We start from the raw sequence: 24,715 nt of genomic DNA, 5'->3' as shown, positions 1-24,715 counted from the left end.
ACGTTAAATAAATTTTTAAAATCTAATAATCACTTGGGTGGGTATGCTTTTTCTAATTAGGCAGTAAAATAATAAGAATTAGAATTTCAAGATAAAGCAGTAAAGAATAAAGGGTGGGGTATGTATTTTAAGTTTTAAAACTATATTACATTTGCCCACCCTGATAGTCTTTTAATTTCATTTTGTCATTTTTGTTTTATTATTCTTTATAATTTCTATTGTAATTATAATGCCCGCCCTAGAGTTTTTTTAAATTTATAATGTATTAGTCCGCACGCAGAGAGAAATTAAAATATATGCATATTGTGAATTTTAGTTTTTGCTGTATATGAAATTTAGTTTAACGTGCGTAATTTTGACATTATTTATTATGGTATTAAATTATTTTTTGTATTATAATATAATAAATTTACACTAGGAATTTTATATGTCAGTTATTAACTACTTTTTTGAAAAACATATAGAGAGATGTAAAAAAGAATTAGAAGATTTTGAGAAAAATAGATTCAAAGATGTAAGAGAAGATTTGAGAACAGAAACCAAACAATATATAAATGGTGCTAAAACTTTTTTAGACGGCATTGATGCAGGGGGGTATTCTAACTTTAATCAATTTAACGGCATGATAAAAACTTTAAATGATGAGCTTAACAGAATAATGAAATTTAGTGCCAATATATCTTCTTTAGTTTATGTTATGCCTGATGTAAATGAAGAAGATTATTATACATATACAGATTTTATCAGCTATTTTTCTTATGATGAGAATAAGTTTAATAATGCAGATGAAAGAGATATAAAATATTTAAAATTACTAGATAAGTATTTAGAAAAAATAAACGATGATTTTGAAGTTTATAAGGAAAGAGGCGATTTAAGAGCTGAGCTTGGACTTTATAATGAAGCTATAGATGATTATAAAAAATCTATAGAATTAAATACGGATTATGGAGAAGCTAAACAAGCATTGGAAGAAATTAATAAAAAACTAACAAATACAAAAACTATTAATACAGAAATCAAAACTAACTCTAATATAGAAATGGTAAATACAGAATATGAAATAAATCAAAATATAAAAACTATAAATATATTAAATAAATATAGCGAAGAATTTTATAAAGAAGGTATTAATTATAATAATGCCAAAAAACATAATGAAGCATTAAAATCTTTTGATAAAGCTATAGAGTTAAATCCTAATAATAGTTTGGCTTATATTGCCAAAGGAAATATTAAAGATTATTTAGGACAATATGAAGAAGCTATTAAAGATTATGATAAGGCTATAGAGCTAGACCCTAATAATAGTGTCACTTATAATAGTAGAGGAAATGCTAAAAATTATTTAGGGAAAGATTTTGAAGCTATCAAAGACTATGATAAAGCTATAGAGTTAGACCCTAATTATAGTTTGGCTTATAATAATAGAGGAGTGTCTAAAAAGAATTTAGGGCAGTATCAAGAGGCATTGAAAGATTATGAAAAGGCATTAGAATTAGATCCAAACAATAAATTATTTAAAAAAAATATAAAAAATATTCAATATTAATTTAATAAACTTACAAACACATAATAATATCTTATAATCAAAACAATTATAAACTGAATTTTAATTATAGAAAAAGTTCTATACTGTATTATTCTAGTATTTAACTAAGTTTTGTATTATAATATAAATAATTTTATACTAGGAATTTTATATGTCTGTTATTAACTACTTTTTTGAAAAACATGTAGAGAGATGTAAAAAAGAATTAGAAGATTTTGAGAAAAATAGATTCAAAGATGTAAGAGAAGATTTGAGAGCGGAAACCAAACAATATGTAAATGGTGCTAAAACTTTTTTAGACGGCATTGATGCAGGGGGGTATTCTAACTTTAATCAATTTAACGGCATGATAAAAACTTTAAATGATGAGCTTAACAGAATAATGAAATTTAGTGCCAATATATCTTCTTTAGTTTATGTTATGCCTGATGTAAATGAAGAAGATTATTATACATATACAGATTTTATCAGCTATTTTTCTTATGATGAGAATAAGTTTAATAATGCAGATGAAAGAGATATAAAACAATTAAAAAGATTTGATAAACTAATTGAAAAATCAGATGATGATTTTGAGCTTTATAAGGAAAGAGGCGATTTAAGAGCTGAGCTTGGACTTTATAATGAGGCAATAGATGATTATAAAAAGGCTATAGAATTAAACCCAAATTATAATGAAGCCAAGCAGGCATTAAAAAGAACTGAAAACGATTTAGATATTCATAATTTTATTAATAATAATTCATTAATAGAAAATGACTCTGGCAAAGATTCAGGATATTATTTTGATAAGGCATATAAATTTTATGAGGAAGGAAAATATAAAGAATCTATAGTATATTACAGTAAAACTATAGAGCTAGACCCTAATAATAGTGCCGCTTATAATAACAGAGGACTTGCTAAATATGGTTTAGGACAGTATGAAGAAGCTATTAAAGACTATGATAAGGCTATAGAGATAGATCCTAATAATAGTACCGCTTATAATAACAGAGGAAATGCTAAGGGTAATTTAGGACAGTATAAAGAAGCTATTAAAGACTATGATAAGGCTATAGAGATAGACCCTAATTATAGAAACGCTTATTATAGCAGAGGAAATGCTAAAGATGATTTAGGACAGTATGAAGAAGCTATAAAAGACTATGATAAGGCTATAGAGCTAGACCCTAATGATAGTGCCGCTTATAATAATAGAGGAAATGCTAAAAAATATTTAGGACAGTATGAAGAAGCTATTAAAGACTATGATAAGGCTATAGAGCTAGACCCTAATTATAGTTATGCTTATAATAACAGAGGAAATGCTAAAGATGATTTAGGACAGTATGAAGAAGCTATAAAAGACTATGATAAGGCTATAGAGCTAGACCCTAATTATAGTGCCGCTTATAATAACAGAGGAATATCTAAAGAAAATCTAGGACAGTATGAAGATGCCTTAAAAGACTATGATAAGTTTATAGAGCTAGACCCTAATGATAGTGATGCTTATTATAATAGAGGAAATGCTAAGGGTAATTTAGGGCAGTATGAAGAAGCTATAAAAGACTATGATAAGGCTATAGAGCTAGACCCTAATTATAGTGCCGCTTATAATAACAGAGGAATATCTAAAGAAAATCTAGGACAGTATGAAGAAGCTATAAAAGACTATGATAAAGCTATAGAGATAGACCCTAATTATAGTGCCGCTTATAATAATAGAGGGGTGTCTAAAAAGAATTTAGGGCAGTATCAAGAGGCATTGAAAGATTATAAAAAGGCTTTAGAATTAGACCCTAACAACGATACAGCTAGAGAAAATATAAAAAATATTCAAAATGAATATGGATTGAGATAAATACAGCATCGCTGGTAATTTATGCTAATTATTGTTATAATATGCTTATTAACAAGAGGCTAAACTTATGAATAAAAAATTCTTTGCATATATAGAGTACGATAAAGAAACCGATGTATATGTCGGATATATTCCTTCAATAGCAGGGGCTCATACTTTGGAAGAATTATATATAAAGTTAAAAGAAGTTTTAGATTTATGTCTTGAAGAAATGGATAGTGATGAAATCAATACTATACCTGAATTTGTCAAAATTGAAGAAATAGAATTAGTATGAGCAAACTTATATTAAAAGATGCTAAAACTGTTGAAAAACTTTTATTGCTATTAGGTTTCATGAAGGATAGGCAAAAAGGAAGTCATGTATTCTATAAACATAAAGACGGAAGATGTACAGTACTTCCTTTTCATTCAAGTAAAGTGATATCAAGACCTTTAATGCGTAAAATACTAATGAAATCAATTTAGATATAGATAAATATAATGATTTAATAATCAAGTTATAATTAAATCAGCTTAAAATAAACTTTTTACACAATGTGAACAAAATTATAAATTATAAAGCATTTGGGCGGGTATGCTTTTTCTAATTAGGCAGTAAAATAATAAGAATTAGAATTTCAAAATAAAGCAGTAAAGAATAAAGGGCGGGGTATGTATTTTTAGTTTTAAAACTATATTACATTTGCCCGCCCTATAGACTTTTAATTTCATTTTATTATTTTTGTTTTATTATTCTTTATAATTTCTATTGTAATGATAACGCCCGCCCAAGCGGTTTTTAAATTTAGAACTTCTAGCCCGCACGCAAAATTTAAATCAAATATGTAAATTAATTATAAATACAATTTAAATTATATATATAAGTTTATTGTACGTGCGTGCTGTATTGACATTAAAATTAACTAATATATCATTCAAGTAAAATATTAGGAGAATATACTTGAGAAGTTTAAATCTTGATGATGAAATATTAAGCAAATATTTACTGGATGAATTTAATACAGAAGATAAAAGCATCATATCTGAGGAATTATTAAAAAGAACTTCTGATTATAAAACAAAAGAACTTGAAATAGGTTCAGGCAACGGCAAATTTATAGTGGAACTTGCTATGAATAATAAAGATACATATTTTATCGGACTTGAATATTCTTATAAGGCTGCTAAAAAGGCGGTTTCAAAGGCTTATAAAAGAGATATAAAAAATCTTACTATTATATTCGGAGAAGCTAATAAGGTTATAGATGAATATTTAAAAGATAAGTATTTTTTTGATAAAATATATTTAAACTTCCCAGATCCATGGCCTAAGAAAAAACATGCCCATAGAAGAATTTTTAATAAAGAGTTTCTTAATAAAATGCATCCGCTTCTTAAAGATGACGGTATATTTTATTCTGTTACAGATGATGATAATTATGCATTGGAAATAATGAATCCAATATATAAAGAATCTAATAATTTTAATAATATTTTGGATAATGATTATGTTCATAAACTTGATGGGTATGGAGTTACATTGTATGAGGAGAAAATGAGGGCTATTGGACATAATATATATTTCTTTGCACATTGTAAAAAATAAGAAAAAGAAATGAGAAATAAAAATATTTTTTAGGTTTGAGTTTGATGAACATATTTATTAAATCTATATTTTTTTTGATGGCATCTTTAATTTTTGTATCATGTACTGATGAAGAGTCATTCGGCGATAAAGTTATAATAAGTATAATTAAGGAAAATAATACAAGAAAATTCGATTCTATAGAAAAAGGCTTTCTTGATCAGATACATTTAGATAATCTGGATGTTCATATGAATTTTTATACATCAAATGGAGATGATTTATCTATTATAGAAATAGCCAACAAGGTTAGAGATGATAATTCAACTATAGCTATAGTAATGGGTGAAAATGCTGCTTTGGTATCTATGAATGTAATAGTTCCGCAGTCTATTATATTTGCAGGATGTTTAGATCCTCATTCATTGGAATCTATAAAAAAGAGTAAGATTCAAAATAATAATATAACTGGAGTTTATGGGGTTTTGGATATTACTAAATATTTGGATATAATATCAACGAAAAAAGTAAGCAGTTTTGCATATTTATATTCAAAGCATTCAAGGATTTCTCCGCATGTATCTGATGAACTTATGAATTATTGTTCAAACAGTAATATTAATTATTATCCCTTAATAATTGAAGAAGATGATGATATTAATGATGTAGAAAGAATGATTACTTCAAAAAATATAGATTATTTATATTTGGCACGTGAAAAATACATAAATGATAATATATATAATATAGATTTTATATGTGATAAATATGCAATACCAATGATAAATACCGATTTGGAGTCAGCTTTGAATGTTGGTATTTTATTTTCTTTGGATTTTAATTATTATTATTTAGGCCGACAATTAGCTTTATTACTTTCTAAAGTTATTGATAATAACGGCAGTACAGATGGTATAGATTTTGTTAAAGTAGAAGATGCTTACAGACTGCTTCTTAATACAGATGCAGCCAAGTTATGTAATATAAATTTTACAGAAGAAATATTAGAAAAAAGATATATTATGATAAGCAACGGTAATATATTAAGGAAATAGAATCTTTGTATTATGTTAATTTAGCTTGACAAAATTGATACTTTATAGTATGATAGCTTAAACTTTATATTGTACAATAGCGACAATTATATTAATTTTTTATAATTGTCTGTAATAAATTTTTAAGGAGAGAATAAATATGGCAGTACCAAAGCATAGAAAGTCGAAAGCGAAAAAAAGATCAAGACAAGCAGCTAATGATAAAAGATTTTTAGGTTCTTTGTCAATATGTCCTCAATGCGGAGCAGAAAGAATGCCGCATAGAATATGTCCTGAATGCGGATTTTATAAAGATAGAGTAGTAAAGGCACCAAAAACTCAAAATGCAGGATAATTAGGAATTATTATGAATTTAGCCATAGATGTAGCCAGCGGAGAAAAACCTGTTGAAGAATTGGTATTAGGAGCAGTCAGTGCTTTACCTGAAAATAATGATATTAATTTAATATTGGTAGGTAATGAAAGATATATAGCAAAGGCTTTATCAGGAGCTAAATATGATCGTAATCGAGTGGATGTTAAACATACAGATGAGATCATAGATATGAATGAAAGTCCTGCTAATGGAATAAAACATAAGAAAAATGCTTCGGTTTTATTAGCGGCACGTTTAGTTTCGGATAAAACAGCTGATGGTTTCTTTTCTCCTGGTAATACAGGTGCTACTTTGGCAGCGGCATTAACAGAAATAGGACGTTTGAAAGGTGTTATGCGTCCGCCTTTAATATCTACTTTGCCTAAATTTAATGGTGAGTTTTGTATGCTTGATATGGGTGCTAATGTAGATTGTACGCCTGATTATATGGTTCAATTTGCTGTTATGGGCAGAGTATTTGCTAAAAGGTATTTACAAATAAATAATCCTAGAGTAGGTCTTCTTAATATAGGGGAGGAAGATTCTAAAGGCAATGCTGCCAGTAAAAAAACATTTGAGCGTCTGCAGAAAATGAAAAAGATAAATTTTATAGGTAATATAGAGCCTAATGATATGCTTAAATCAGACGCTGTTGATGTTGTTATAGCAGACGGATTCGATGGAAATATAGTATTAAAGACTATAGAAGGAACAGCATCTATGGTTGTTAATGCATTAAAAACAGAAATAAAGAAAAATCCTGTTAGTGTAATGGGCGGGCTTATGATGAAGCCTGTATTTAATAATTTAAAAACTAAATTGAGTTCTGATTCTTATGGTTCTGCTATACTGTTGGGGTTGAACGGCGGAGCATTTGTGGGACATGGAAAAACCAGCGGAGTAGGGGTAAAAAACGCTGTACTTAATATGTATAGATTTTTAGATGCTAAAATTAATGAGAAGATATCCAAAGAACTTTATGATTCAGGAGTTAAGAGAAGAATATTCTAATTTTTAATATAAAGGAATTTTATAATGGTATACATTAAATCTTGTAAAGGCACTTATAAGAATCAAAAGACTAATATGGCAGCATCAGATTTGGCTTTGATTCCAATAAATGAAGTAATAAATGGGTTTGATACTAATAAAATAGATGCTATTATATGTGCTACTGTTACTAAAGATTATGTTTATCCTTCAACAGCATGTATATTGGCTGGAAAAATTAAAGCAGCCAATGCTTTTTGTTTTGATATAGAAAGCGATTTTACAGGTTTTTTGTCAGCATTAAGATTAGCTTATGCTTTTATAAAAAGTAATAGATATAAAAATATTTTAGTTGTTGCTTCAGAGTCATTTTATATATGTGATGATGAAAATAGATTTGATGATGCTAGTGTAGCCGCACTTGTTACTAATGAAAAATCAGATATTCAAATAGATTTTATTGATTCTGAAACTGATGGAAATGCTTTAGAGAATTGTTATATTCCTATGGGAGGAACGGCTAAGCCTTATACGAAAGAAGGGGTATTAAATAAGGAGCATTTTATATCTATAAAAAACAGCAGTGTTTTTGAGGATGAGGCTAAAAAGGCAGCTTTATATGTTAAGGATGTATTATCTGCTAATCATATAGAGCCTAATATTTATATACCTTCTTATTCTACTCAGGAAGCTTATAATATTTTCGTAGATGCTTTATCAGTTAATAAGGATATTGTGTATTCTAAAATGGAGAATGCTCATTCATCTTTAAGTGCTTCATCAGGGGTAGCATTATCTATGGCTTTGGAAGATGGTTTTATAAAGAAAAATAGTAAAGTTGCTTTATGCAGCTATGGAAGTGGTTATACTAGGTCTGTAGCGGTTATTTCTATAAATTAATTATAATAGTGTAGTAATTTACATTAATTTTATTAAATGAAGGATTAGTAACATGAAATTAGGTAAATTTCGTTTTGGCGGGGTTCATCCGCATGACAGTAAGGATACTGCCGATATTGTTTCATCAAATCTTTCACAAGCACCTAAAACAGTATTAATATCTATGGCACAGCATATAGGTGCTCCTGCTAAGATGTTAAAAAATAAGGGTGATAAGGTTGAAAGAGGCGAGCTTATTGGAGAGGCTGGCGGATATGTATCAGGCAATGTTTATTCATCTGTTACTGGAACTGTGGCTTCTGTAGAGATAGCAGCTCCTCCTCTTGGAAGGGGTGCTAATGCTTTGCTTATTAATGTTGATTCCAGTGCTGCTAATTTAGCTTATTCAGAAGATACTAACTATATGTCTTTATCGGCTGAAGAAATGTCTAAAAAGATTCAAAAAGCTGGTATAGTTGGTATGGGAGGAGCAACATTTCCTACTAGTGTTAAAGTTGATGGTGCTGCTAAGGGCGGCGGAGATACTTTAATCATTAATGGTGTTGAATGTGAGCCGTACATCACAAGCGATTATAGGCTTATGGTTGAATATACTCAGGACTTGTTTAAAGGAATTGAAATTTTAAGAAAGATTATACCTTCTGTAAAAAGAACTGTTATTGGAATAGAAGCAAATAAGCCTTTAGCTATAGAAGAGATGACTAAAATTGGAAAAACATGCAATGTAGAAGTTATGCCTCTAAGATTAAGATATCCTCAGGGGGCTGAAAAAATGCTTATTGATGCTACTACAGGCAGAACAGTACCAGTAAGCAAGCTGCCTATGGATGTAGGAGTTTTGGTTATAAATATAGCTACACTTTATGCTATATATGAGGCTGTTGCTAAGGATAAGCCTCTTATGGAAAGACTTGTTACAGTATCAGGAGATGCCATAAAAGAACATAAAAATTTATGGCTTCCTTTAGGTACGCCTATTTCTCATGTTGTAGAAGAATGCGGCGGAATTATCTCTGAAAATGTACTTGTACTTGCAGGCGGTCCTATGATGGGAGCCAGTGTTCCTAGTTTGGATCAATGTGTTAATAAAGGTACTAACTCTCTTCTTTTCTTGGATAAAGATAAAATGCCTAAAGAAGTAGAATATCCATGCATAAAATGCGGCAGATGTTCTCATGCTTGTCCGCTTAAATTATCTCCTACTGAGATAGCACATACTGCTAAAGCTAAGATTAAAGATAAATTGAATGATTTAGATATAGTAACTTGTTTTGAATGCGGCTGCTGTTCTTATATATGTCCTTCAAAAATACCTTTGGCTCAGTGGATTAGATTTGGTAAAGATTTATTAAGAAGATGATTTAAGGAGATAATAATGAAATTTTATACAGAATCTTCTCCGCATATAAAAGATGGAGATACTACTAATAAGATAATGCTAAGAGTTATTATAGCTCTTTTGCCTGCTGTTATATATAGTATAGTTTTATTTGGAGCTAGAGTTATAACTCTATATTTAGCAGCAATTATAACTTGCGTACTTTGTACTGTAATAGTAAAAAAAGTTAGAAAAAAACCTTTACTTCCTGATTATGCAGTATGTGTAACTGCGATACTTCTTGTTATGACTCTTCCTCCAGCATCAAGTATAACTATGGTTGTTATAGGAAGCGTTGTTGCTATAGTATTTGCTAAAGAAGTTTTTGGAGGTTTAGGTTCTAATATATTCAACCCTGCTTTAGTTGGAAGGGCTTTTTTACAGGTTGCTTTTCCTGCTCAAATGAGTATGTATTCAGCTCCTACAAATGTGCCTTTTTTAGGTGTATTTGAAAATATAGTAAAAGATTTAACTTTAACTGTTTCAGGAGCTACTCAGTCTTTGGATGCTGTAAGTGCTTTAACTTCTGCAACTCCTTTGACTTTCCTTAAATATAATGCTATTGATTTCGGAGGTTCTTTAGCTTCGCAAATACAAATAGAATCTCATTATTACTTGCAAATGCTTTTAGGAAGTACAGCAGGTGCTATAGGAGAAACTTCTTTTCTTCTCCTTTTAATAGGCGGAATATTCCTGCTTGTTACTAAAACTATAGATTGGAGAATACCTCTAGGAATGTTTATTTCTTTAGTTGTAGTAAGTTTCTTTTTATGTTTAGCTATGCCTGGTAAAATAGGTTCTCCTATTTATCAAGTATTGGCAGGAGGTTTTGGTTTAGGTGCTTTCTTTATGGCTACTGATATGGTTACTTGTCCTTCAAGTCATTTAGGTGCTTGGATATATGCTCTTTTAATAGGTGCTGTACTTGCTGTATTAAGAGCATTTGGTTCTTCACCTGAATATATGATGTATTCTATACTTATAGGAAATATGTTTATGCCTTTGATTTCTATACTTACACGTCCTATGCCTGTTGGTAAAAAAGAATTAATTGCTATAAATAAAGCTAATCTCCAAAAAGAAGGAGGAAAATAATAATGAAAAAAGAAGTTGGTTATACTGCGGTTATATCTGTTACTATTACAGCATTGCTTGCTGGTTTTTTGCTTTCTTTTGTATATTCTTCTTTTGAGAAAGATATTTTAGCCAACAATGAAAAAACAGTATTAAATGGTGTTAAGGCTGTTATAAATGGTGCTGATGAATTGGAAGGTCCTTTAACAGAAAACTCAACATATCCTTATTACATAGGAAAAAAATCTGACGGTACAGTTGTTGGTTATGCAATGCTTTCTTCAGCTGGCGGATATAATGGACAGAATAAGGTATTAGTTGGTTTTGATGCTGATGTTACTAAAATTACAGCTATAGTTGTTACAGAACAGGCTGAAACTCCTGGGCTTGGTGATAAAATTACAGAGGCTAGTTTCAGAGATCAGTTTAAAGATAAAAGTTCTGTCATTGCTTTAACTGTTGCTAAGGGCATAAAACCTGAAGAAGCAGGAGAATCTGAAATCGCTGCTATAAGCGGAGCTACAATATCATCTACTTCTGTAGTTACAGCTGTTAATAGTGCTAAAGATGAGGCAGTTAGTTTATTTAAATCTGAATAATTAAAGTTATTATATAATTTAATTTTATAGGCTTATAAGATTTGTATATTCGTATCTTATAAGCCTTTTTATATTTAAATAATCAAATATTATATTCTAAATAATGTAAAAGACAAATTTTATATATAAAAAAATATAATTATTACTAAAATATATTGAATTTTTTATATTATATAGTATAATTACATAAAATTATATTATATTTAAGGGGATTACGATGAAAAAAGTATTCTTAATTATTTCTATATTCATATTTACAAGTTTATCTGTTTTTGCCAAAGGTTTTTTTGAGTATGGTTTTTCTTTACCTATTGGATTTTCTACAGGATTTCCTATGGGAATGACAGATAAAAATAATTCTTTCGCTTTAGAAGGAGGATTTAATCTTTTGCTTGGATATAGAACTTCATTTAATGATGTTGTAGGCATGGGTTTTTATGCTGATTTAGGATACAGCTATGATACTTTTAGAGTTGCAGGAGCGACTGCAGGAAATAATATAAGACAAATAGACGGTTTAAATTTACATAGTATTAAAATAGGATTTCTACCTAAAGTAAATTTATACGATAAATATTCTATAGGTCTTGGTATAGGAGTAAAACTTCCTTTAGGCGGAACTTTATATTCAAGAGCATTAGATGGATCTGCAGGAGCTTTAGTGAGTACAACTACAACAACTAGATTGTTTTTGAGAGATTTGCAAAATAATTATTCAACTCTCAGTGTAATTCCTTATATAAGATTAACTTTTGATTATACTATGTTTAATACAGCTAAATCTTCAGCTGATTTGGGATTATATTTAGGTTATGATATAGGACTTAGAGAGGCAGGATCAGGAATTGACAGCGTGGATTTTGGCTTCCAATTATCATTAAGATTCAGACCTTATAATAAAGAACAATAATTTCAATATTAGAAAGTTAAATGCCTCATCATTAGCAATAATGCTGGGGCTTTTTTAATTAATTTTATTTTTAATACAAAACTCTAAAGCAGTCTTTATATTCTCTTTTGAAAGCGATATAAGACATTTTACTATTAATTTTTTATCTTCTTTATTAGATAAGTTATACGCTTTTTCAAAATATTTGTATGCTTCATCATTTATAATGTCATAAATATTATTCATTTTGTCAAATTGTATATCAATATAAGCTAAACTATTATGAGCTAAAGCATGAGTATTATTTAATTCTATTGACTTATAAAAACATTCCCTCGCTTTATTATAATATTCTACGGCATTATACTTATCATTAATAGATGAATATATATTAGCTAATTTTGTAATTGAGTAGCCCATACTGTTATATATAGAAGAATTTGTTAAATTATCATTTATATTTAAATCTAATCCTATTTTATAATATTCTAATGCTTCATTAAGAAGTTTAATAGCTTTATCAGTATTTCCTTTTTTGAACTCATCATTTGAATATTTAGTTTTTGAAAACCCTATACCATTATAAGCATTTATATATTGAGGATTTATCTCCAATAATTTTTTATAATCTTCAAAAGCATCATCGTAAAGTTTTAGTTCTGCTTTGCTTAATCCTCTATTATAGTAAGCATCGAGAGAAGAATTATCAATCTCAATAACTTTTGTATAATAATTAATAGCTTTTTTATATTCTTTTAAATAATCATAACATATTGCTATATTAAAATAAGAATCAGGATTATTGTTATTTAAATTTAATACTTTATTAAAATCATCTATTGCTTCATAATATAAATCTATCTCCATTTCACTTAAAGCTTTATTATAGTATGCATCCAAAAAAGACGGATCTATTTCAACAACTTTTGAATAATATTTTACAGCCTCTTCATATTGTTCTAAAGCATCATAAGATAAAGCTATATTATAATAAGCATACATATTATCATTATCAAGTTCTATTACTTTTTTTAAATTATTTACAGCAGTATCATAATCTCCAAGTCTGTAATATATTAATCCTCTTTCATTATATGCATTAATATAATCATTATCCAGTTCAATAGCTTTATCAAGATATTTTATAGCCTCTTCATATTCATTCAAATTAGAATTAGTAATAGCCCTAAAATAATAAAACTCACTGTCAGCATCATATAATTCTATAGCCTTATCAAAGTCTTCCAAAGCTTCTTTATATAAATGCATTCTTCCTTTTAATAAAGCTCTGTTATTGTATATATAAGCATCTTTTTTCTCTAGTTCTATAGCCTTATTATAATCTTCTAATGCCTCCTCATACATCTGCTTTTCATTTTCTATAAGTGCTCCGTTATTATAAGAATAAGTATCACTTGGATTTAATTCTATAGCCTTATTATAATCTTCCAAAGCCTCATCATATAAATCTAAAGCCTCTTTAGCTAAAGCTCTATTATAATATGCATAATAAATACCATCATCATTTTCTAACATCTTTGTATAATAATTAATTGCTTCCTTATAGTTGCCTAATTTATATTCAAGAAGTCCTAAATCATTATAAATACTTATTATATTATCCTGTCCGAATTCTATAGCCTTCTTATAATCTTCCTTAGCTTCATCATATAATTCTAAACTGTTTTTTGAAAGCCCTCTAAAATAATAAGCATTAGAAGAATTTGAATCTAAATTAATTGATGTATCAAAATCATTTACAGCCTCTTCATATAAACCTAAATAAAACTCAGTTAATGCCTTAAAATAAAAAGCCTCGCTGTCATCTTCTCTTAATTCTATAAGTTTTTTAAAATCAGACAGAGCCTCTTCATCTCTTCCCAAATAAGATTTTGAACGCCCTCTATAATAGTATGCATCTTCTATTTCATTATCCAGCAATATTGCTTTATCAAAATGATTTAAAGCCTCTTCATAGTTTTCTAAATAAAAATAACCCAAACCAACATAATATACAGCTTCAGCATCATCTTCGCTAAGTTCTAAAACCTTTTTAAAATCTTCAATACCTTCTTTATATCTTCCTAAATAGGATTTTGAATGTCCTCTGTTGTAATAAGCATTAATTTTATCAGGGGATAATTCTATTACCTTATCAAAATCCTTAATTGCTTCTTCATAATTTTTTAAATTTAATTTTGATAAGCCTCTATTATAATAGGAATCAACTAATGTATTATGAGTACTATCTATTTCTTCATTATATGTATTTCTCTCTTCATCTTCATTATCATTAACATCGCTGTATATGATAAACTCTCCGTCAGAATATGCAATAATATATTTATTATAAATATCTATAATCTCATCTAAGTACTCTATAGCTTTTTCATAATCATTATTATTAAAAGCATCATGCCCTAAATTAAATAATCTTTCAATATTCGTTCTAGCATCATTATTATTATTCATACTGTATAACTCTTATTATAACCATTCATTTTTTATTATTATATAATAAATGATAATAATTACTATATACAATATAAATTTTATTATTAATGTAACATAAAAATCAATTTTAGATAGTTATTACTATACATTATAGTTAGTATTATTCATTGACAAAGATACTTTTTTTAATATAATTTATAATGTACGGTTAGTACTAATTTTAAGGAGGAAATTATGGCAGGAAAAGGTAGAGTTGAAATAGATTCTGAAGCATGCAAAGGCTGTTCAAATTGCATATCCGTTTGCCCAACCAAAATACTATATTTAGATAAAGAGAATATGAATTCATGGGGTTATTATCCAGCAGCTGTTACTGATATGGAAAAATGTATAGGCTGTGCTAATTGTGCTATGATGTGTCCTGATATATGTATAAAAGTAGAAAGATTGGACAGAGAGGAGGGCGGTAAATAATGGCTAGAAAGTTGATGAAAGGAAATGAAGCTATGGCTACTGCGGCAATTGCGGCAGGATGTAAATGTTTTTTTGGCTATCCAATTACGCCTCAGAATGAGATACCTGAGTTTATGTCTAAAGCTATGTATGAATCAGGCGGATCTTTTGTTCAGGCAGAAAGTGAGGTAGCTGCTATTAATATGGTTTATGGGGCTGGCGGAGCAGGAGTGAGGGCTATGACTTCTTCTTCTTCACCGGGAATTGCTTTAAAGCAGGAGGGAATATCATATTTGGCTGGAGCTGAAGTGCCTGCAGTTATACTTAATGTTATGCGTGGAGGACCTGGGCTAGGAAGCATACAGCCTGCTCAAAGCGATTACAGTATGATGACTAGAGGCGGAGGTGATGGAGATTATAACTGTCCTGTTTTAGCACCTGCTAATTTACAGGAAGCAGCTGATATGATAATGGAGGCTTTTGATATTGCTGATCATTACAGAACACCTGTTTATGTTGCTGCTGACGGATTTATAGGTCAGATGATGGAGCCTGTAGAGATAATTTATAAACCTAAATATGAGATAAAAGAGAAAACTTGGGCTTCAAACGGCACAAGAGGAAAGAGAGAAAAAAATGTTGTAAACTCTCTTTATTTAGAGCCTGAATTACTGCATGAACATAATGTGCATTTGCAGGAAAAATATGCTGAGATAAAAGAAAAAGAGGCTAGAGCTGAAAAATATCATACAGATGATGCTGAATTAATATTTGTTTCTTACGGAACTATGTCTAGGGTTGTAAGGGGAGTAGTTGATAAACTTAGAGAGGAAGGAAAAAAAGCTGGGATGATACGTCCATTAACTTTATGGCCTTTCCCAGTAAAAGCATTTGATAATCCTAATTGCAAAATGTATGTAAGTATAGAAATGAGTATGGGACAGATGATTGATGATATAAGGCTTGCTTCTGAATGCAAAGTACCTGTTAAGTTTTACGGTAAAGCTGGAGGAATAGTACCTTCTGCTCATGAGATAATAGATAATGTTAGAAATTTCGCTGGAGGTATTATATGATAGTATTTGAAAAGTCTAAAGGATTAACTGATACAAGAACGCATTATTGTCCTGGATGTATGCATGGGACTTCACAAAGAATAGTTGCAGAATGTTTAGAGGAGCTTGGAGTATTGGATAGAACAGTAGGTATAGCTTCTGTGGGATGTTCTGTACTTGCTTATAAATATTTTAGCTGCGATATGCAGCAGGCAGCACATGGAAGAGCACCTGCAGTTGCTACTGGAGTTAAGAGGGCAGTTCCAGACAGTATTGTATTTACTCTTCAAGGTGATGGAGATTTAGCTGCTATTGGTACTGCAGAAATAATACATGCTGCAGCAAGAGGTGAAAATATTACTGTTATATTTTTAAATAATGCAATTTATGGTATGACAGGCGGTCAGATGGCTCCTACAACATTAGAGGGACAGAGAACAACAACAACTCAGGCAGGAAGAGATTTTCACAAAGCTGGAAAGCCTATAAGAGTATGCGAAATGCTTGCTACTATAGAGGGAGCTACATTTGTTGAGAGAGTATCTTTAGACAGTCCTGCTAATATTAGAAAGGCTAAAATGGCTACTAAAAAGGCTTTTGAACATCAGATTGCAGGAAAAGGTTTTTCTATAGTAGAGATGCTTACAAGCTGCACTACAAACTGGGGGATATCTCCTACAGATTCGCATAAATGGATAAGAGATTATATGATACTTCATTATCCTTTAGGCAATTTTAGAAATGACGCTTAAAAAGGAGTATTTATGAGTACGGAAAGAATAATTTTTGCTGGATTTGGAGGTCAGGGAGTTATGTCTATGGGACAGATGATAGCTTATGCTGGCATGATTGAAAATAAGCATGTTACTTGGTGTCCTTCTTATGGTCCTGAAATGAGAGGAGGTACTGCCAACTGTTCTGTTGTAGTAAGCGATGAGCTTGTAGGTTCTCCTATTATTTCACATGATGCTAATGCTGCTGTTATAATGAATCTTCCTTCGCTTTCTAAATTTGAAAAAGATATTGTACCTAATGGAATACTTCTTATAAACTCATCTCTTATAGATAAAAAGGCTTCAAGAGATGACATAAAAGTAGCTTATGTTGAAGCTAATAAAATAGCTGGTGATATAGGCAATCCAAAATCAGCAAACATGGTAATGCTTGGGGCTTTGCTTACACTTCATAATATAGTATCATTTGATAGTGTTCAGCAGGCATTTTTAAAAGTATTTGGTGAACGTAAGAAAGATTTTCTACCCAGCAATGAAAAAGCATTAAATGCAGGACGAGATGCTGTTAAAAATTTAGTTTCTTAAATTTATATAGTATTAAAACAATAAAAAAGTTATAACCTCTGTACTTATAAAAGTGCAGAGGTTTTTATATTTATTTCAATCATTAAAAATTCCGAAAATATTATTGTATTAAAATAGTAAATTATGTGTTATAATATAGTTATAATGAATAAGGAGTAAGAATGAAAAAAATTATATTAATGACAATGCTATTTATAACTACAATAAGCGGAAGTCTTATGGCTAAAAGCGGATGGGGTGTTGATTTAACAGTACCTCTTGGTGCAGGCATAGGTTTTTATCTAGAAGAGGGAAAACAAAGCGAAACTATAAAACCTGACGGAGCTTTTGAATTCGGTGTTTATTTAAAACCTAATTATTATTTTGATTTGAGTATTTTATCTCTTGGAATATCTTTAGATTTAGGATATCAAAGAGATGTTTTTGCATATAAGTCAGATTTAAGCAAAGGAAGTGTTACTTTTGATAGTTTAAGTATAGGTTTGATGCCTAAAATTGATATTTTGTTTATGTCTATAGGGGTAGGTGCTGGTGTTAAATTTCCTCTTGGCGGAAGCAGCCGTTCTAAAGAAAATAATGGAAGTGAATATATGTTTCAATATAATTTAAAAGAGCTTCAAAATCAATTTTATAATCTTTATATACCTTATCTTAGAGCGAGTATAGATTTTCTTCTTCTCTATAATTTTACTTTGGGAGTTTATGTTTCTTATGATTTCCCTTTAATGGAATATAAAGATTCTATTCCTAAAGTAAGTTTCGGAGGACTTGATATAGGCGGACAATTAGGAGTTAGATTCTAATATAAAAATAAATAAAAAACATGCTTAAATAATTTAAGCATGTTTTTTTAATCTATTATTCCATAGGCTCTTACTGGAGAGCCTTCTGAATTTCTTATTTTTAAAGGTGCTGCACTAAAAAAGAAACTCTTATCTATTACTTTATCTAAATTCACTAAAGATTCTATAATGCATATATCATTTGAAAACAGAATTTTATGAATCAAATTATTATTCTCAAGAGAATCAACTGAAGGAGTATCTATCCCTACAGTTTTTATTTTAATTCAGCTAATTTTTTAGCCGTATTTTCTTCTATATAAGGCCATAAATTAAAATACTCCTCAGTACCAATTTTTTCTTCCCAGCCTGTTCTAAATATAATGATATCATTTCCATTTAATTTATTAAATTCAAAGTTTTCAGGAAATTTTATAGCTTCATTTTTTTAGTAGGGGTATCTATGCAGTATGCCCTTCCTACATAATATGATAAATCAATATTTTCTGTGCTTGGCTTTCCATTAATACAATGCAATGGCGTATCAACATGTGTGCCTGTATGAACACTCATGGAAATACTAGTTACATAAAATCCGCATACCTTTATATAATCTTTGTTTTTTACAGATACTTCAGGATCACTTGGAAAAGGCAGAATTTTATCGTATATAGAAGCGGAAAAATCTATTATCATAATAATGTAGCCTATTATTTATTGCTGTGATCATGCCTTTTTTTATTGTTTGTATTATTATTTTTATTCGCTCCAGCAAGAGAAGCAAATATAACTCTTCCAGCCTCTTTAGGAAGCACATTATCTATTTCTATATCAACATTTTTTCCTATTAGGTGTTTAGCATTATCAACAACTATCATAGTACCGTCTTCTAAATATCCAAGTGCCTGTTTATCCTTACCTTCTCTTATAAGATCTATTTTTATAGTTTCACCCGGAAGAACAACAACATGAAGAGAATTAGCTAAATCGTTTATATTTAATATATCTACTTCATGTATAGATGCAACCTTCATTAAATTAAAATCATTAGTTATTACTTTGGCATCCATTTTTTTAGCAAGCTCTATAAGTTTTAAATCGACTTCTTTTATATTTGGAAAATCTATATCTGTTATTGATAGAAGTATATTTTTAGAAGATTTCATTTTATTTAATATTTCTAAAGCCCTTCTTCCTCTTATTCTTTTTTGAGGATCTCTTGCATCGCTTAGGAATTGAACTTCTTTTATAACAAATTCAGGAAGTATTAAAAGTCCGTCAAAAAATTTTTTTTCTGCTATATCATATATTCTTCCATCAACTATAACAGATGTATCCAGTATTTTAGCTGTTTTAGTTTTATCTGGTTTTGTCAGCTTAAGCATATTTGATATATTTGGTATAAATGCTGTGATAATACCAAAAGTTAAATATCCTTCTATAAAAAGTATAATTAATTTTTCATTTAAAGATAATGCTATTCCTATTATATTAATAGCAGTTAAAGTAAGCACTACCGTTACCATAGTTAGAAAAAATGATATAAAAAATGCCAGCGTAATTTTAGATGATTTTTTCCTAATAAATAAAAATTCAAATAAAAATATTAAAGCAGAACTTAATAAAAATATAAATAAAGTTCCTTTATTAAAAGATTTAAGCTGAAAATAATCTATTAAAGCAATTAAAAAAGACACAACAAAGTATACTATTCTCCACATAATTCCTCCTCAATTTATACACTGATATATATATTATTTTTTAATGGAATAAAAACTAATTAAGATGAATACAGCTATTCTTCATCAGTATCCTTTTTCTTCTTTTTACTATTTTTGGTGCTTTCCTTTACAATTTTTTCTTTTTCTAAAGGCTTAGTTTTAAATTTTTTAGCAGATTTTTCCAAAGCATTGGATACTATATCTTCAATTTCATCTTTATCTTTTTTAAGTGCTATACTAATTTCATTAACAATAAACATATAAGCTTTTTCATATAATCTTTTTTCACTAGCAGAAAGTTCTTTAAGCTTATTTCTTGTGAACAAACTTCTAGCAACTTCTATCGTATATTTAATATCACCGCTTCTTAGTTTTTCCTCATTTTCCTGATATCTTATTTTCCAATTATTCTCTATATCATTTATTTTTGTCTGCAAAACATTCAAAAGATTTTCCGCTTCAGCTTTTGATATTATTTTACGTATACGATATTCTTTGACTCTATTTATAGGAACCTTTAATGTGATATTTTCTCCTTCACATTCTAAAACATAACATTCTACTAGGTTGGAATTTACTTTATTATCAGATATACCTATAACTTTACATATTCCGTACATAGGATATACCACATAAGTATTTACTTTATACATATAACCCTTTTTAAACTAAGTCAAATTCTTTTATTCTAAAAAAATATAATAATATACCTCCATACATTATATACTAACAAACCAAAAAATCAAGTATAAAAATTGGTATAAACTTTATTAAAAGTTTATACCAAATATAGAACATTTTCTTACATTTTTCTGATAGCTATACTTAAAAAGAATGCAAATCCTCCCCATATAACAAGCAGACTAAGTCCCATAAATATAGCAGAATCTATTCCCATAATTTCTATCTCCTTTTTTGTAAATATTATTGATTACTTATTTCCAGTAGGTATATTAGGCTCTCTGTCTTTGAACTTAGCAAACAATATACCAACTATGAATGCTATAACAGGCATAGACCATCCTAAAGCAACTAAAGCCCAAGTAGGATAACCGCCATAAGGAGTTTTGAAATCATTTATTAGCTTTAATGATAACATTACAGCTAAGAATATAGGAGTTAAGAATTTCAAGCAGAAATCCCACCAAACACCTACTTTAAACTCACTTACAGTATTGATAGTTTCTTTAAATGAACCAAGTTTATATACCCAAGCAACCAATATAATCTCTATAAGTCCGCTTACTACAATATTATAATTGTTTACAAAAGCGTCCACTATATCAAGTATAGAAAGTCCGCTTCCAGTAGCATATACCATAGATATAGCACCTTGTATTACAATAATAATAATACTTACTTTCTTTCTATTGAAGTGGAATTTATCTATAAATGAAGATATAACAACTTCAGCAAGCGATATAGCAGAAGTAAGACCTGCAAATGCAAGAACTAAGAAAAATACTAATCCAAATATTCCATTTAAACCAGGAAGAGAGTTTATAGCTTCAGGGAATACCATAAATGCCAAACCTATACCGCCGTTTCCAGCTACTTCAGCAACCTCTTTTCCCTGAGAATGAGCCATATAACCTATTATACTAAATACTGTAATACCTGCAAATAAACTAAAACTAGTATCAGCAAAACCAGTCATAAATGCATTATTTGCTATATCAGAATCATCTGGAAGATAGCTTGAATATGTTATCATTATACCAAAAGCTACAGACATACTGTAAAATACCTGACCATAGGCATCTATCCAAATTTTTGGATTAGTAAGTTTAGAAAAATCAGGTTTAAACATATAATCAAGCCCAGCCAAAGCACCAGGTAAAGTGATTCCTCTTATAAGAATAATTACTACTAAAATGGCTAATAAAGGCATAAATATTTTATTAGCTTTTTCTATACCATCTTTAACACCGCCAATAACAGAAATAAGTATTATAGCCCAAACAATAATTAAAGGTATAGCAACACCAATATTAAAATTACTTAGTGAAAAACCGCTTTGAAGTTTTAAATATTCGTTAGTAAAAAATCCCGCTGTATCAGTTCCCCATTTTAAGCCTTGAATAGAAAATAGTCCATAAGATAATGACCAAGCAATAATGACAGAATAATAAACAACTATTGCAAAACATGTAAATACCTGAAGCCAGCCTAACCATTCCCAAGAAGGATTCAAAGCTTTTAAAGCACCTGGTGCACTTTTATGTGTTTTATGACCTATAGAGAATTCCAATATCATTATAGGTATTCCTGCTGTAAGCATAGCCAAAAGGAATACTATCATAAAAGCTCCGCCTCCATTGGATGCTACCATATATGGGAAACGCCATATATTACCTAAACCTACAGCAGAGCCAATAGCAGCTAATATAAAGCCTGCTCTTGTTCCCCACTGTCCCCTGTGATGATGATGACTCATCTTTCATCTCCTCTTTTTGATTTTCTATTTGTTAATCTTGCATAATATATGAAAAAATAAAAATATCAATACTTTGTATAGAATTTTTTTTATACTTTTTTCACATAAATAAATTAAATAATAAAAGAAAATAGAACTTTATTTTAAAAATAAAAAAAGGATATGATTATACATATCCTTTCTTAATTTATAAATATAATTAAAACTTAAAGAAACTCATAGCTTCCTGTAAAGAATGAGCCTGAACTACTAAATCTTTTGAAGCAGTTTCTGCATCATTTACTAAAGCATTATTTAACTGAGTAGCACCATCCATTTCTGATACGGCTTTATTAACCTGTTCTACTCCAGCCTGCTGTTCTACTGCTGCTGAACTTATGCCTTTCATTATATTAGCTGTTTCATCTATTTTTCCTCTTAATTCAACAAATATCTCCTGCGACTGATGAGCTGTTTCTGTTGCTTTGTTAATTTTTTTATAAGCATTGTCCACCAAATCTGTAATGTCTTTAACTGATGACTGAGTAGTTTGAGCCAAATTTCTAACCTCGCTTGCAACCACAGCAAAACCTTTACCCATATCTCCTGCACGTGCAGCTTCAACGGCAGCATTAAGAGCAAGTATATTTGTTTGAAAAGCTATATCTTCAATAATCTTAGTAATATTTTTTATTTTTGTGCTTGCCTGATAAACTTCTTCTATATTTTCTGTTGTCTGTATGATTATATCTCCTGCATCATCTATTGATTCTTTAGAAGCTATCATCATATTATTTCCATTAATAGAATATTCTGTAGATGATTTTATCGTAGAAGCCATTTGCTCCATAGATGCAGCTGTCTGCTGTAAGCTAGCAGCCTGAGCTTCTGTTCTTCTTGATAATTCTACATTTCCTTTAGCTAATTTTTGCGAAGCATTCATAATACATATAGAAGCATCATTAACTTCTTTTATAGTTTCTACTAATTTATTTCTCATGTTCATAAATGAATTGGATAATATTCCTATTTCATCGTTTCTATTTTTTATTTTATTTTCGCTTGAAGTTAAATCTCCTTTTTCTATTTTTTGTGCCTCATGAACAACTATAGATAAAGGTTTTGTTATAGAGCGTATAAATATATTTATGAATATTGCTATAGATATTATAGTTATTATTCCTAGTATTATGCCGCTTAAAACAGCTTTTCTATTTTCAGCATATATTTCTTCTGAAGTCATAGTCATAGAAGTAATCCAAGGAACATATTTCATTTTAGTATAAGACCCCATCATTTTATGATTGTTAGCCATATAAGCAACAACACCTTTAGATAAATTTTTATCAAATGCTTCTTTGTATGCTAGAGGAGCATCGCTATTAACTTTATTATAATCTGTGTTCATAAGTACTTTCAAATTAGGAGCAATTACATCCAATCCTCCTGTTTTTCCTAACTGTATGCCTTCTATATAGTTTTTATAAAATTCTCTCCAATTAAAAACAGTATATAAATACCCAAATTCTTTATTGCCGTATTTTACTGGTGTAGCAAACATAAATGATAATTCCCCATTAACAGATGAAGTACTAAGACCATCTCCGTAGCTCACACTTCCATAACCATATTCTTTGTTTTTAAGCTTGCTCCATATATATGGATTGCTTTCATTAAATTTTGTACCTATAGCCTGAGGATAATCACTGTCTGTAATTATAATTCCATTTTTATCAACCATTCCTACATGTATGGCACATGCATTTTTTTCTCTGAAGGTTTTTAATGTTGTATTTACTCTTGCTGTTCTAGTTGGGTCTTGATTTACTAGATATTCTCCTACTATAGGTATAGAAGCATAAGTTTCAAGTATATAAGACTGCGTTCTAAACCAAGCATCAAATACGGATGAGTATCCTCTTACTGTTGTTTCAAATCCTTCAAATCTGCTTTTTGATATTCCGTTTCCAGCTATGGTAAGAGAAATTATTAGAAGTATTGTTATTAATATAGTTGTAACAATGCATAGAATAACTGGTACCTTCACTGCTAAGCTGTTAAAATGTTTCATAAGTCAATCCGCTCCCATATTCAATATTTTCATATTTATCGAACTATAATCTAATAATTATTTTTATATTTTCAATAACTTTTTTATATTGTCTGAATTTTGACTAATATTTGTAAAAAAACTATAGCAGGTTATATGTTTTTGTATAAAAAAATGTAATGTATATTAAGTTTAGTAAAGTTAATTTTTATTTTTATATTCTTTAATTTCTTATATAAATTTAAAAATAATTATTGATA

General features: G+C 29.3%; 25 protein-coding genes and 1 pseudogene. 18 read left to right on the top strand and 8 right to left on the bottom strand.

Going from position 1 to position 24,715, the window contains the following annotated elements:
- Positions 1–427 precede the first annotated feature (427 nt).
- The 13 genes and pseudogenes from Q0J69_RS05655 (at position 428) to Q0J69_RS05595 (ending at position 12,226) form a co-directional block, all read left to right on the top strand.
- Positions 428–1,552, top strand: coding sequence for a tetratricopeptide repeat protein (locus tag Q0J69_RS05655; RefSeq protein WP_297205006.1), 1,125 nt, complete (start codon positions 428–430; stop codon positions 1,550–1,552).
- Positions 1,553–1,703: 151 nt separating this feature from the next.
- The gene (locus Q0J69_RS05650; RefSeq protein ID WP_297205005.1) at positions 1,704–3,398 is read left to right on the top strand and encodes a tetratricopeptide repeat protein; all 1,695 of its coding nucleotides are present in this window, start codon (positions 1,704–1,706) and stop codon (positions 3,396–3,398) included.
- Between the two features lie 67 nt (positions 3,399–3,465).
- The gene (locus Q0J69_RS05645; RefSeq protein WP_297205004.1) at positions 3,466–3,675 is read left to right on the top strand and encodes a type II toxin-antitoxin system HicB family antitoxin; all 210 of its coding nucleotides are present in this window, start codon (positions 3,466–3,468) and stop codon (positions 3,673–3,675) included.
- Positions 3,672–3,904: pseudogene (locus tag Q0J69_RS05640) on the top strand (type II toxin-antitoxin system HicA family toxin). Before Q0J69_RS05645 ends, Q0J69_RS05640 begins: the two are co-directional and overlap by 4 nt.
- Positions 3,905–4,341: 437 nt before the next feature.
- Entirely contained in the window at positions 4,342–4,986 is a 645-nt protein-coding gene (trmB, locus tag Q0J69_RS05635) for a tRNA (guanosine(46)-N7)-methyltransferase TrmB (protein ID WP_297205002.1), read from the top strand.
- A gap of 44 nt (positions 4,987–5,030) precedes the next feature.
- A complete protein-coding gene (locus Q0J69_RS05630) occupies positions 5,031–6,020 on the top strand; it encodes an ABC transporter substrate binding protein (protein ID WP_297205000.1) in 990 nt (329 codons plus the stop codon).
- A gap of 139 nt (positions 6,021–6,159) precedes the next feature.
- Entirely contained in the window at positions 6,160–6,354 is a 195-nt protein-coding gene (gene rpmF / locus Q0J69_RS05625; RefSeq protein WP_014489261.1) for a 50S ribosomal protein L32, read from the top strand.
- Positions 6,355–6,366: 12 nt separating this feature from the next.
- Positions 6,367–7,386, top strand: coding sequence for a phosphate acyltransferase PlsX (gene plsX, locus Q0J69_RS05620; RefSeq protein ID WP_297204999.1), 1,020 nt, complete (start codon positions 6,367–6,369; stop codon positions 7,384–7,386).
- Between the two features lie 24 nt (positions 7,387–7,410).
- Positions 7,411–8,265: a 3-oxoacyl-[acyl-carrier-protein] synthase III C-terminal domain-containing protein gene (locus tag Q0J69_RS05615; protein WP_297204998.1), complete on the top strand. Its 855-nt coding sequence runs from the start codon at positions 7,411–7,413 to the stop codon at positions 8,263–8,265.
- Positions 8,266–8,317: 52 nt separating this feature from the next.
- A complete protein-coding gene (rsxC, locus tag Q0J69_RS05610; RefSeq protein WP_297204997.1) occupies positions 8,318–9,625 on the top strand; it encodes an electron transport complex subunit RsxC in 1,308 nt (435 codons plus the stop codon).
- 15 nt (positions 9,626–9,640) lie between these two features.
- Complete coding sequence (locus tag Q0J69_RS05605) at positions 9,641–10,738, top strand: RnfABCDGE type electron transport complex subunit D (RefSeq protein WP_297204996.1); 1,098 nt, start codon at positions 9,641–9,643, stop codon at positions 10,736–10,738.
- A gap of 2 nt (positions 10,739–10,740) precedes the next feature.
- A complete protein-coding gene (locus Q0J69_RS05600; RefSeq protein ID WP_297204995.1) occupies positions 10,741–11,316 on the top strand; it encodes an FMN-binding protein in 576 nt (191 codons plus the stop codon).
- A gap of 217 nt (positions 11,317–11,533) precedes the next feature.
- Positions 11,534–12,226 carry a hypothetical protein gene (locus tag Q0J69_RS05595; RefSeq protein WP_297204994.1) on the top strand — a complete coding sequence of 231 codons (693 nt, stop codon included), beginning with the start codon at positions 11,534–11,536 and terminating at the stop codon, positions 12,224–12,226.
- Between the two features lie 54 nt (positions 12,227–12,280).
- Here the strand turns inward: Q0J69_RS05595 and Q0J69_RS05590 are convergent, their stop codons facing one another.
- Positions 12,281–14,677 carry a tetratricopeptide repeat protein gene (locus Q0J69_RS05590; RefSeq protein ID WP_297204993.1) on the bottom strand — a complete coding sequence of 799 codons (2,397 nt, stop codon included), beginning with the start codon at positions 14,675–14,677 and terminating at the stop codon, positions 12,281–12,283.
- Between the two features lie 216 nt (positions 14,678–14,893).
- Here Q0J69_RS05590 and Q0J69_RS05585 point away from each other — a divergent pair, with 216 nt between their 5' ends.
- The 5 genes from Q0J69_RS05585 (at position 14,894) to Q0J69_RS05565 (ending at position 18,289) form a co-directional block, all read left to right on the top strand.
- On the top strand, positions 14,894–15,133 hold the full coding sequence (locus Q0J69_RS05585; protein ID WP_297204990.1) for a 4Fe-4S dicluster domain-containing protein: 240 nt from the start codon (positions 14,894–14,896) through the stop codon (positions 15,131–15,133).
- A complete protein-coding gene (vorB, locus tag Q0J69_RS05580; protein ID WP_297204989.1) occupies positions 15,133–16,188 on the top strand; it encodes a 3-methyl-2-oxobutanoate dehydrogenase subunit VorB in 1,056 nt (351 codons plus the stop codon). Before Q0J69_RS05585 ends, vorB begins: the two co-directional genes overlap by 1 nt.
- On the top strand, positions 16,185–16,919 hold the full coding sequence (locus Q0J69_RS05575; protein ID WP_297204987.1) for a thiamine pyrophosphate-dependent enzyme: 735 nt from the start codon (positions 16,185–16,187) through the stop codon (positions 16,917–16,919). Before vorB ends, Q0J69_RS05575 begins: the two co-directional genes overlap by 4 nt.
- A 12-nt stretch (positions 16,920–16,931) precedes the next feature.
- Positions 16,932–17,486, top strand: coding sequence for a 2-oxoacid:acceptor oxidoreductase family protein (locus Q0J69_RS05570; RefSeq protein ID WP_297204986.1), 555 nt, complete (start codon positions 16,932–16,934; stop codon positions 17,484–17,486).
- A 161-nt stretch (positions 17,487–17,647) separates the two neighbouring features.
- On the top strand, positions 17,648–18,289 hold the full coding sequence (locus Q0J69_RS05565) for a hypothetical protein (RefSeq protein ID WP_297204984.1): 642 nt from the start codon (positions 17,648–17,650) through the stop codon (positions 18,287–18,289).
- 47 nt (positions 18,290–18,336) lie between these two features.
- Here the strand turns inward: Q0J69_RS05565 and Q0J69_RS05560 are convergent, their stop codons facing one another.
- From Q0J69_RS05560 to Q0J69_RS05530, 7 genes are all read right to left on the bottom strand, one after another.
- A complete protein-coding gene (locus Q0J69_RS05560) occupies positions 18,337–18,495 on the bottom strand; it encodes a hypothetical protein (RefSeq protein WP_297204982.1) in 159 nt (52 codons plus the stop codon).
- A 205-nt stretch (positions 18,496–18,700) separates the two neighbouring features.
- Positions 18,701–18,964, bottom strand: a complete 264-nt coding sequence (locus Q0J69_RS05555; RefSeq protein ID WP_297204981.1) for a cyclase family protein — start codon at positions 18,962–18,964, stop codon at positions 18,701–18,703.
- A 14-nt stretch (positions 18,965–18,978) separates the two neighbouring features.
- Positions 18,979–19,989: a PIN domain-containing protein gene (locus Q0J69_RS05550; RefSeq protein ID WP_297204978.1), complete on the bottom strand. Its 1,011-nt coding sequence runs from the start codon at positions 19,987–19,989 to the stop codon at positions 18,979–18,981.
- Between the two features lie 74 nt (positions 19,990–20,063).
- Positions 20,064–20,642: a CarD family transcriptional regulator gene (locus Q0J69_RS05545; RefSeq protein WP_297204976.1), complete on the bottom strand. Its 579-nt coding sequence runs from the start codon at positions 20,640–20,642 to the stop codon at positions 20,064–20,066.
- Positions 20,643–20,791: 149 nt separating this feature from the next.
- Positions 20,792–20,887, bottom strand: coding sequence for a MetS family NSS transporter small subunit (locus Q0J69_RS05540; protein ID WP_297204975.1), 96 nt, complete (start codon positions 20,885–20,887; stop codon positions 20,792–20,794).
- 33 nt (positions 20,888–20,920) lie between these two features.
- A complete protein-coding gene (locus Q0J69_RS05535) occupies positions 20,921–22,426 on the bottom strand; it encodes a sodium-dependent transporter (RefSeq protein ID WP_297204974.1) in 1,506 nt (501 codons plus the stop codon).
- 199 nt (positions 22,427–22,625) lie between these two features.
- Positions 22,626–24,476 carry a methyl-accepting chemotaxis protein gene (locus tag Q0J69_RS05530; RefSeq protein ID WP_297204973.1) on the bottom strand — a complete coding sequence of 617 codons (1,851 nt, stop codon included), beginning with the start codon at positions 24,474–24,476 and terminating at the stop codon, positions 22,626–22,628.
- Positions 24,477–24,715: the final 239 nt, after the last annotated feature.

Source organism: uncultured Brachyspira sp., from assembly GCF_944388875.1.
Classification (GTDB): Bacteria; Spirochaetota; Brachyspiria; order Brachyspirales; family Brachyspiraceae; genus Brachyspira.
Note: the sequence above shows the minus strand (reverse complement) of the source record. Positions and strands in the feature narration are given on the sequence as shown.

Coding starts and splice junctions, on each gene's coding strand:
- Q0J69_RS05655 (WP_297205006.1), top strand. CDS start 428: ATGTCAGTTATTAACTACTTTTTTGAAAAACATATAGAGAGATGTAAA.
- Q0J69_RS05650 (WP_297205005.1), top strand. CDS start 1,704: ATGTCTGTTATTAACTACTTTTTTGAAAAACATGTAGAGAGATGTAAA.
- Q0J69_RS05645 (WP_297205004.1), top strand. CDS start 3,466: ATGAATAAAAAATTCTTTGCATATATAGAGTACGATAAAGAAACCGAT.
- Q0J69_RS05630 (WP_297205000.1), top strand. CDS start 5,031: ATGAACATATTTATTAAATCTATATTTTTTTTGATGGCATCTTTAATT.
- rpmF (WP_014489261.1), top strand. CDS start 6,160: ATGGCAGTACCAAAGCATAGAAAGTCGAAAGCGAAAAAAAGATCAAGA.
- plsX (WP_297204999.1), top strand. CDS start 6,367: ATGAATTTAGCCATAGATGTAGCCAGCGGAGAAAAACCTGTTGAAGAA.
- Q0J69_RS05615 (WP_297204998.1), top strand. CDS start 7,411: ATGGTATACATTAAATCTTGTAAAGGCACTTATAAGAATCAAAAGACT.
- rsxC (WP_297204997.1), top strand. CDS start 8,318: ATGAAATTAGGTAAATTTCGTTTTGGCGGGGTTCATCCGCATGACAGT.
- Q0J69_RS05605 (WP_297204996.1), top strand. CDS start 9,641: ATGAAATTTTATACAGAATCTTCTCCGCATATAAAAGATGGAGATACT.
- Q0J69_RS05600 (WP_297204995.1), top strand. CDS start 10,741: ATGAAAAAAGAAGTTGGTTATACTGCGGTTATATCTGTTACTATTACA.
- Q0J69_RS05595 (WP_297204994.1), top strand. CDS start 11,534: ATGAAAAAAGTATTCTTAATTATTTCTATATTCATATTTACAAGTTTA.
- Q0J69_RS05590 (WP_297204993.1), bottom strand. CDS start 14,677: ATGAATAATAATAATGATGCTAGAACGAATATTGAAAGATTATTTAAT.
- Q0J69_RS05585 (WP_297204990.1), top strand. CDS start 14,894: ATGGCAGGAAAAGGTAGAGTTGAAATAGATTCTGAAGCATGCAAAGGC.
- vorB (WP_297204989.1), top strand. CDS start 15,133: ATGGCTAGAAAGTTGATGAAAGGAAATGAAGCTATGGCTACTGCGGCA.
- Q0J69_RS05575 (WP_297204987.1), top strand. CDS start 16,185: ATGATAGTATTTGAAAAGTCTAAAGGATTAACTGATACAAGAACGCAT.
- Q0J69_RS05570 (WP_297204986.1), top strand. CDS start 16,932: ATGAGTACGGAAAGAATAATTTTTGCTGGATTTGGAGGTCAGGGAGTT.
- Q0J69_RS05565 (WP_297204984.1), top strand. CDS start 17,648: ATGAAAAAAATTATATTAATGACAATGCTATTTATAACTACAATAAGC.
- Q0J69_RS05555 (WP_297204981.1), bottom strand. CDS start 18,964: ATGATAATAGATTTTTCCGCTTCTATATACGATAAAATTCTGCCTTTT.
- Q0J69_RS05550 (WP_297204978.1), bottom strand. CDS start 19,989: ATGTGGAGAATAGTATACTTTGTTGTGTCTTTTTTAATTGCTTTAATA.
- Q0J69_RS05545 (WP_297204976.1), bottom strand. CDS start 20,642: ATGTATAAAGTAAATACTTATGTGGTATATCCTATGTACGGAATATGT.
- Q0J69_RS05540 (WP_297204975.1), bottom strand. CDS start 20,887: ATGGGAATAGATTCTGCTATATTTATGGGACTTAGTCTGCTTGTTATA.
- Q0J69_RS05535 (WP_297204974.1), bottom strand. CDS start 22,426: ATGAGTCATCATCATCACAGGGGACAGTGGGGAACAAGAGCAGGCTTT.
- Q0J69_RS05530 (WP_297204973.1), bottom strand. CDS start 24,476: ATGAAACATTTTAACAGCTTAGCAGTGAAGGTACCAGTTATTCTATGC.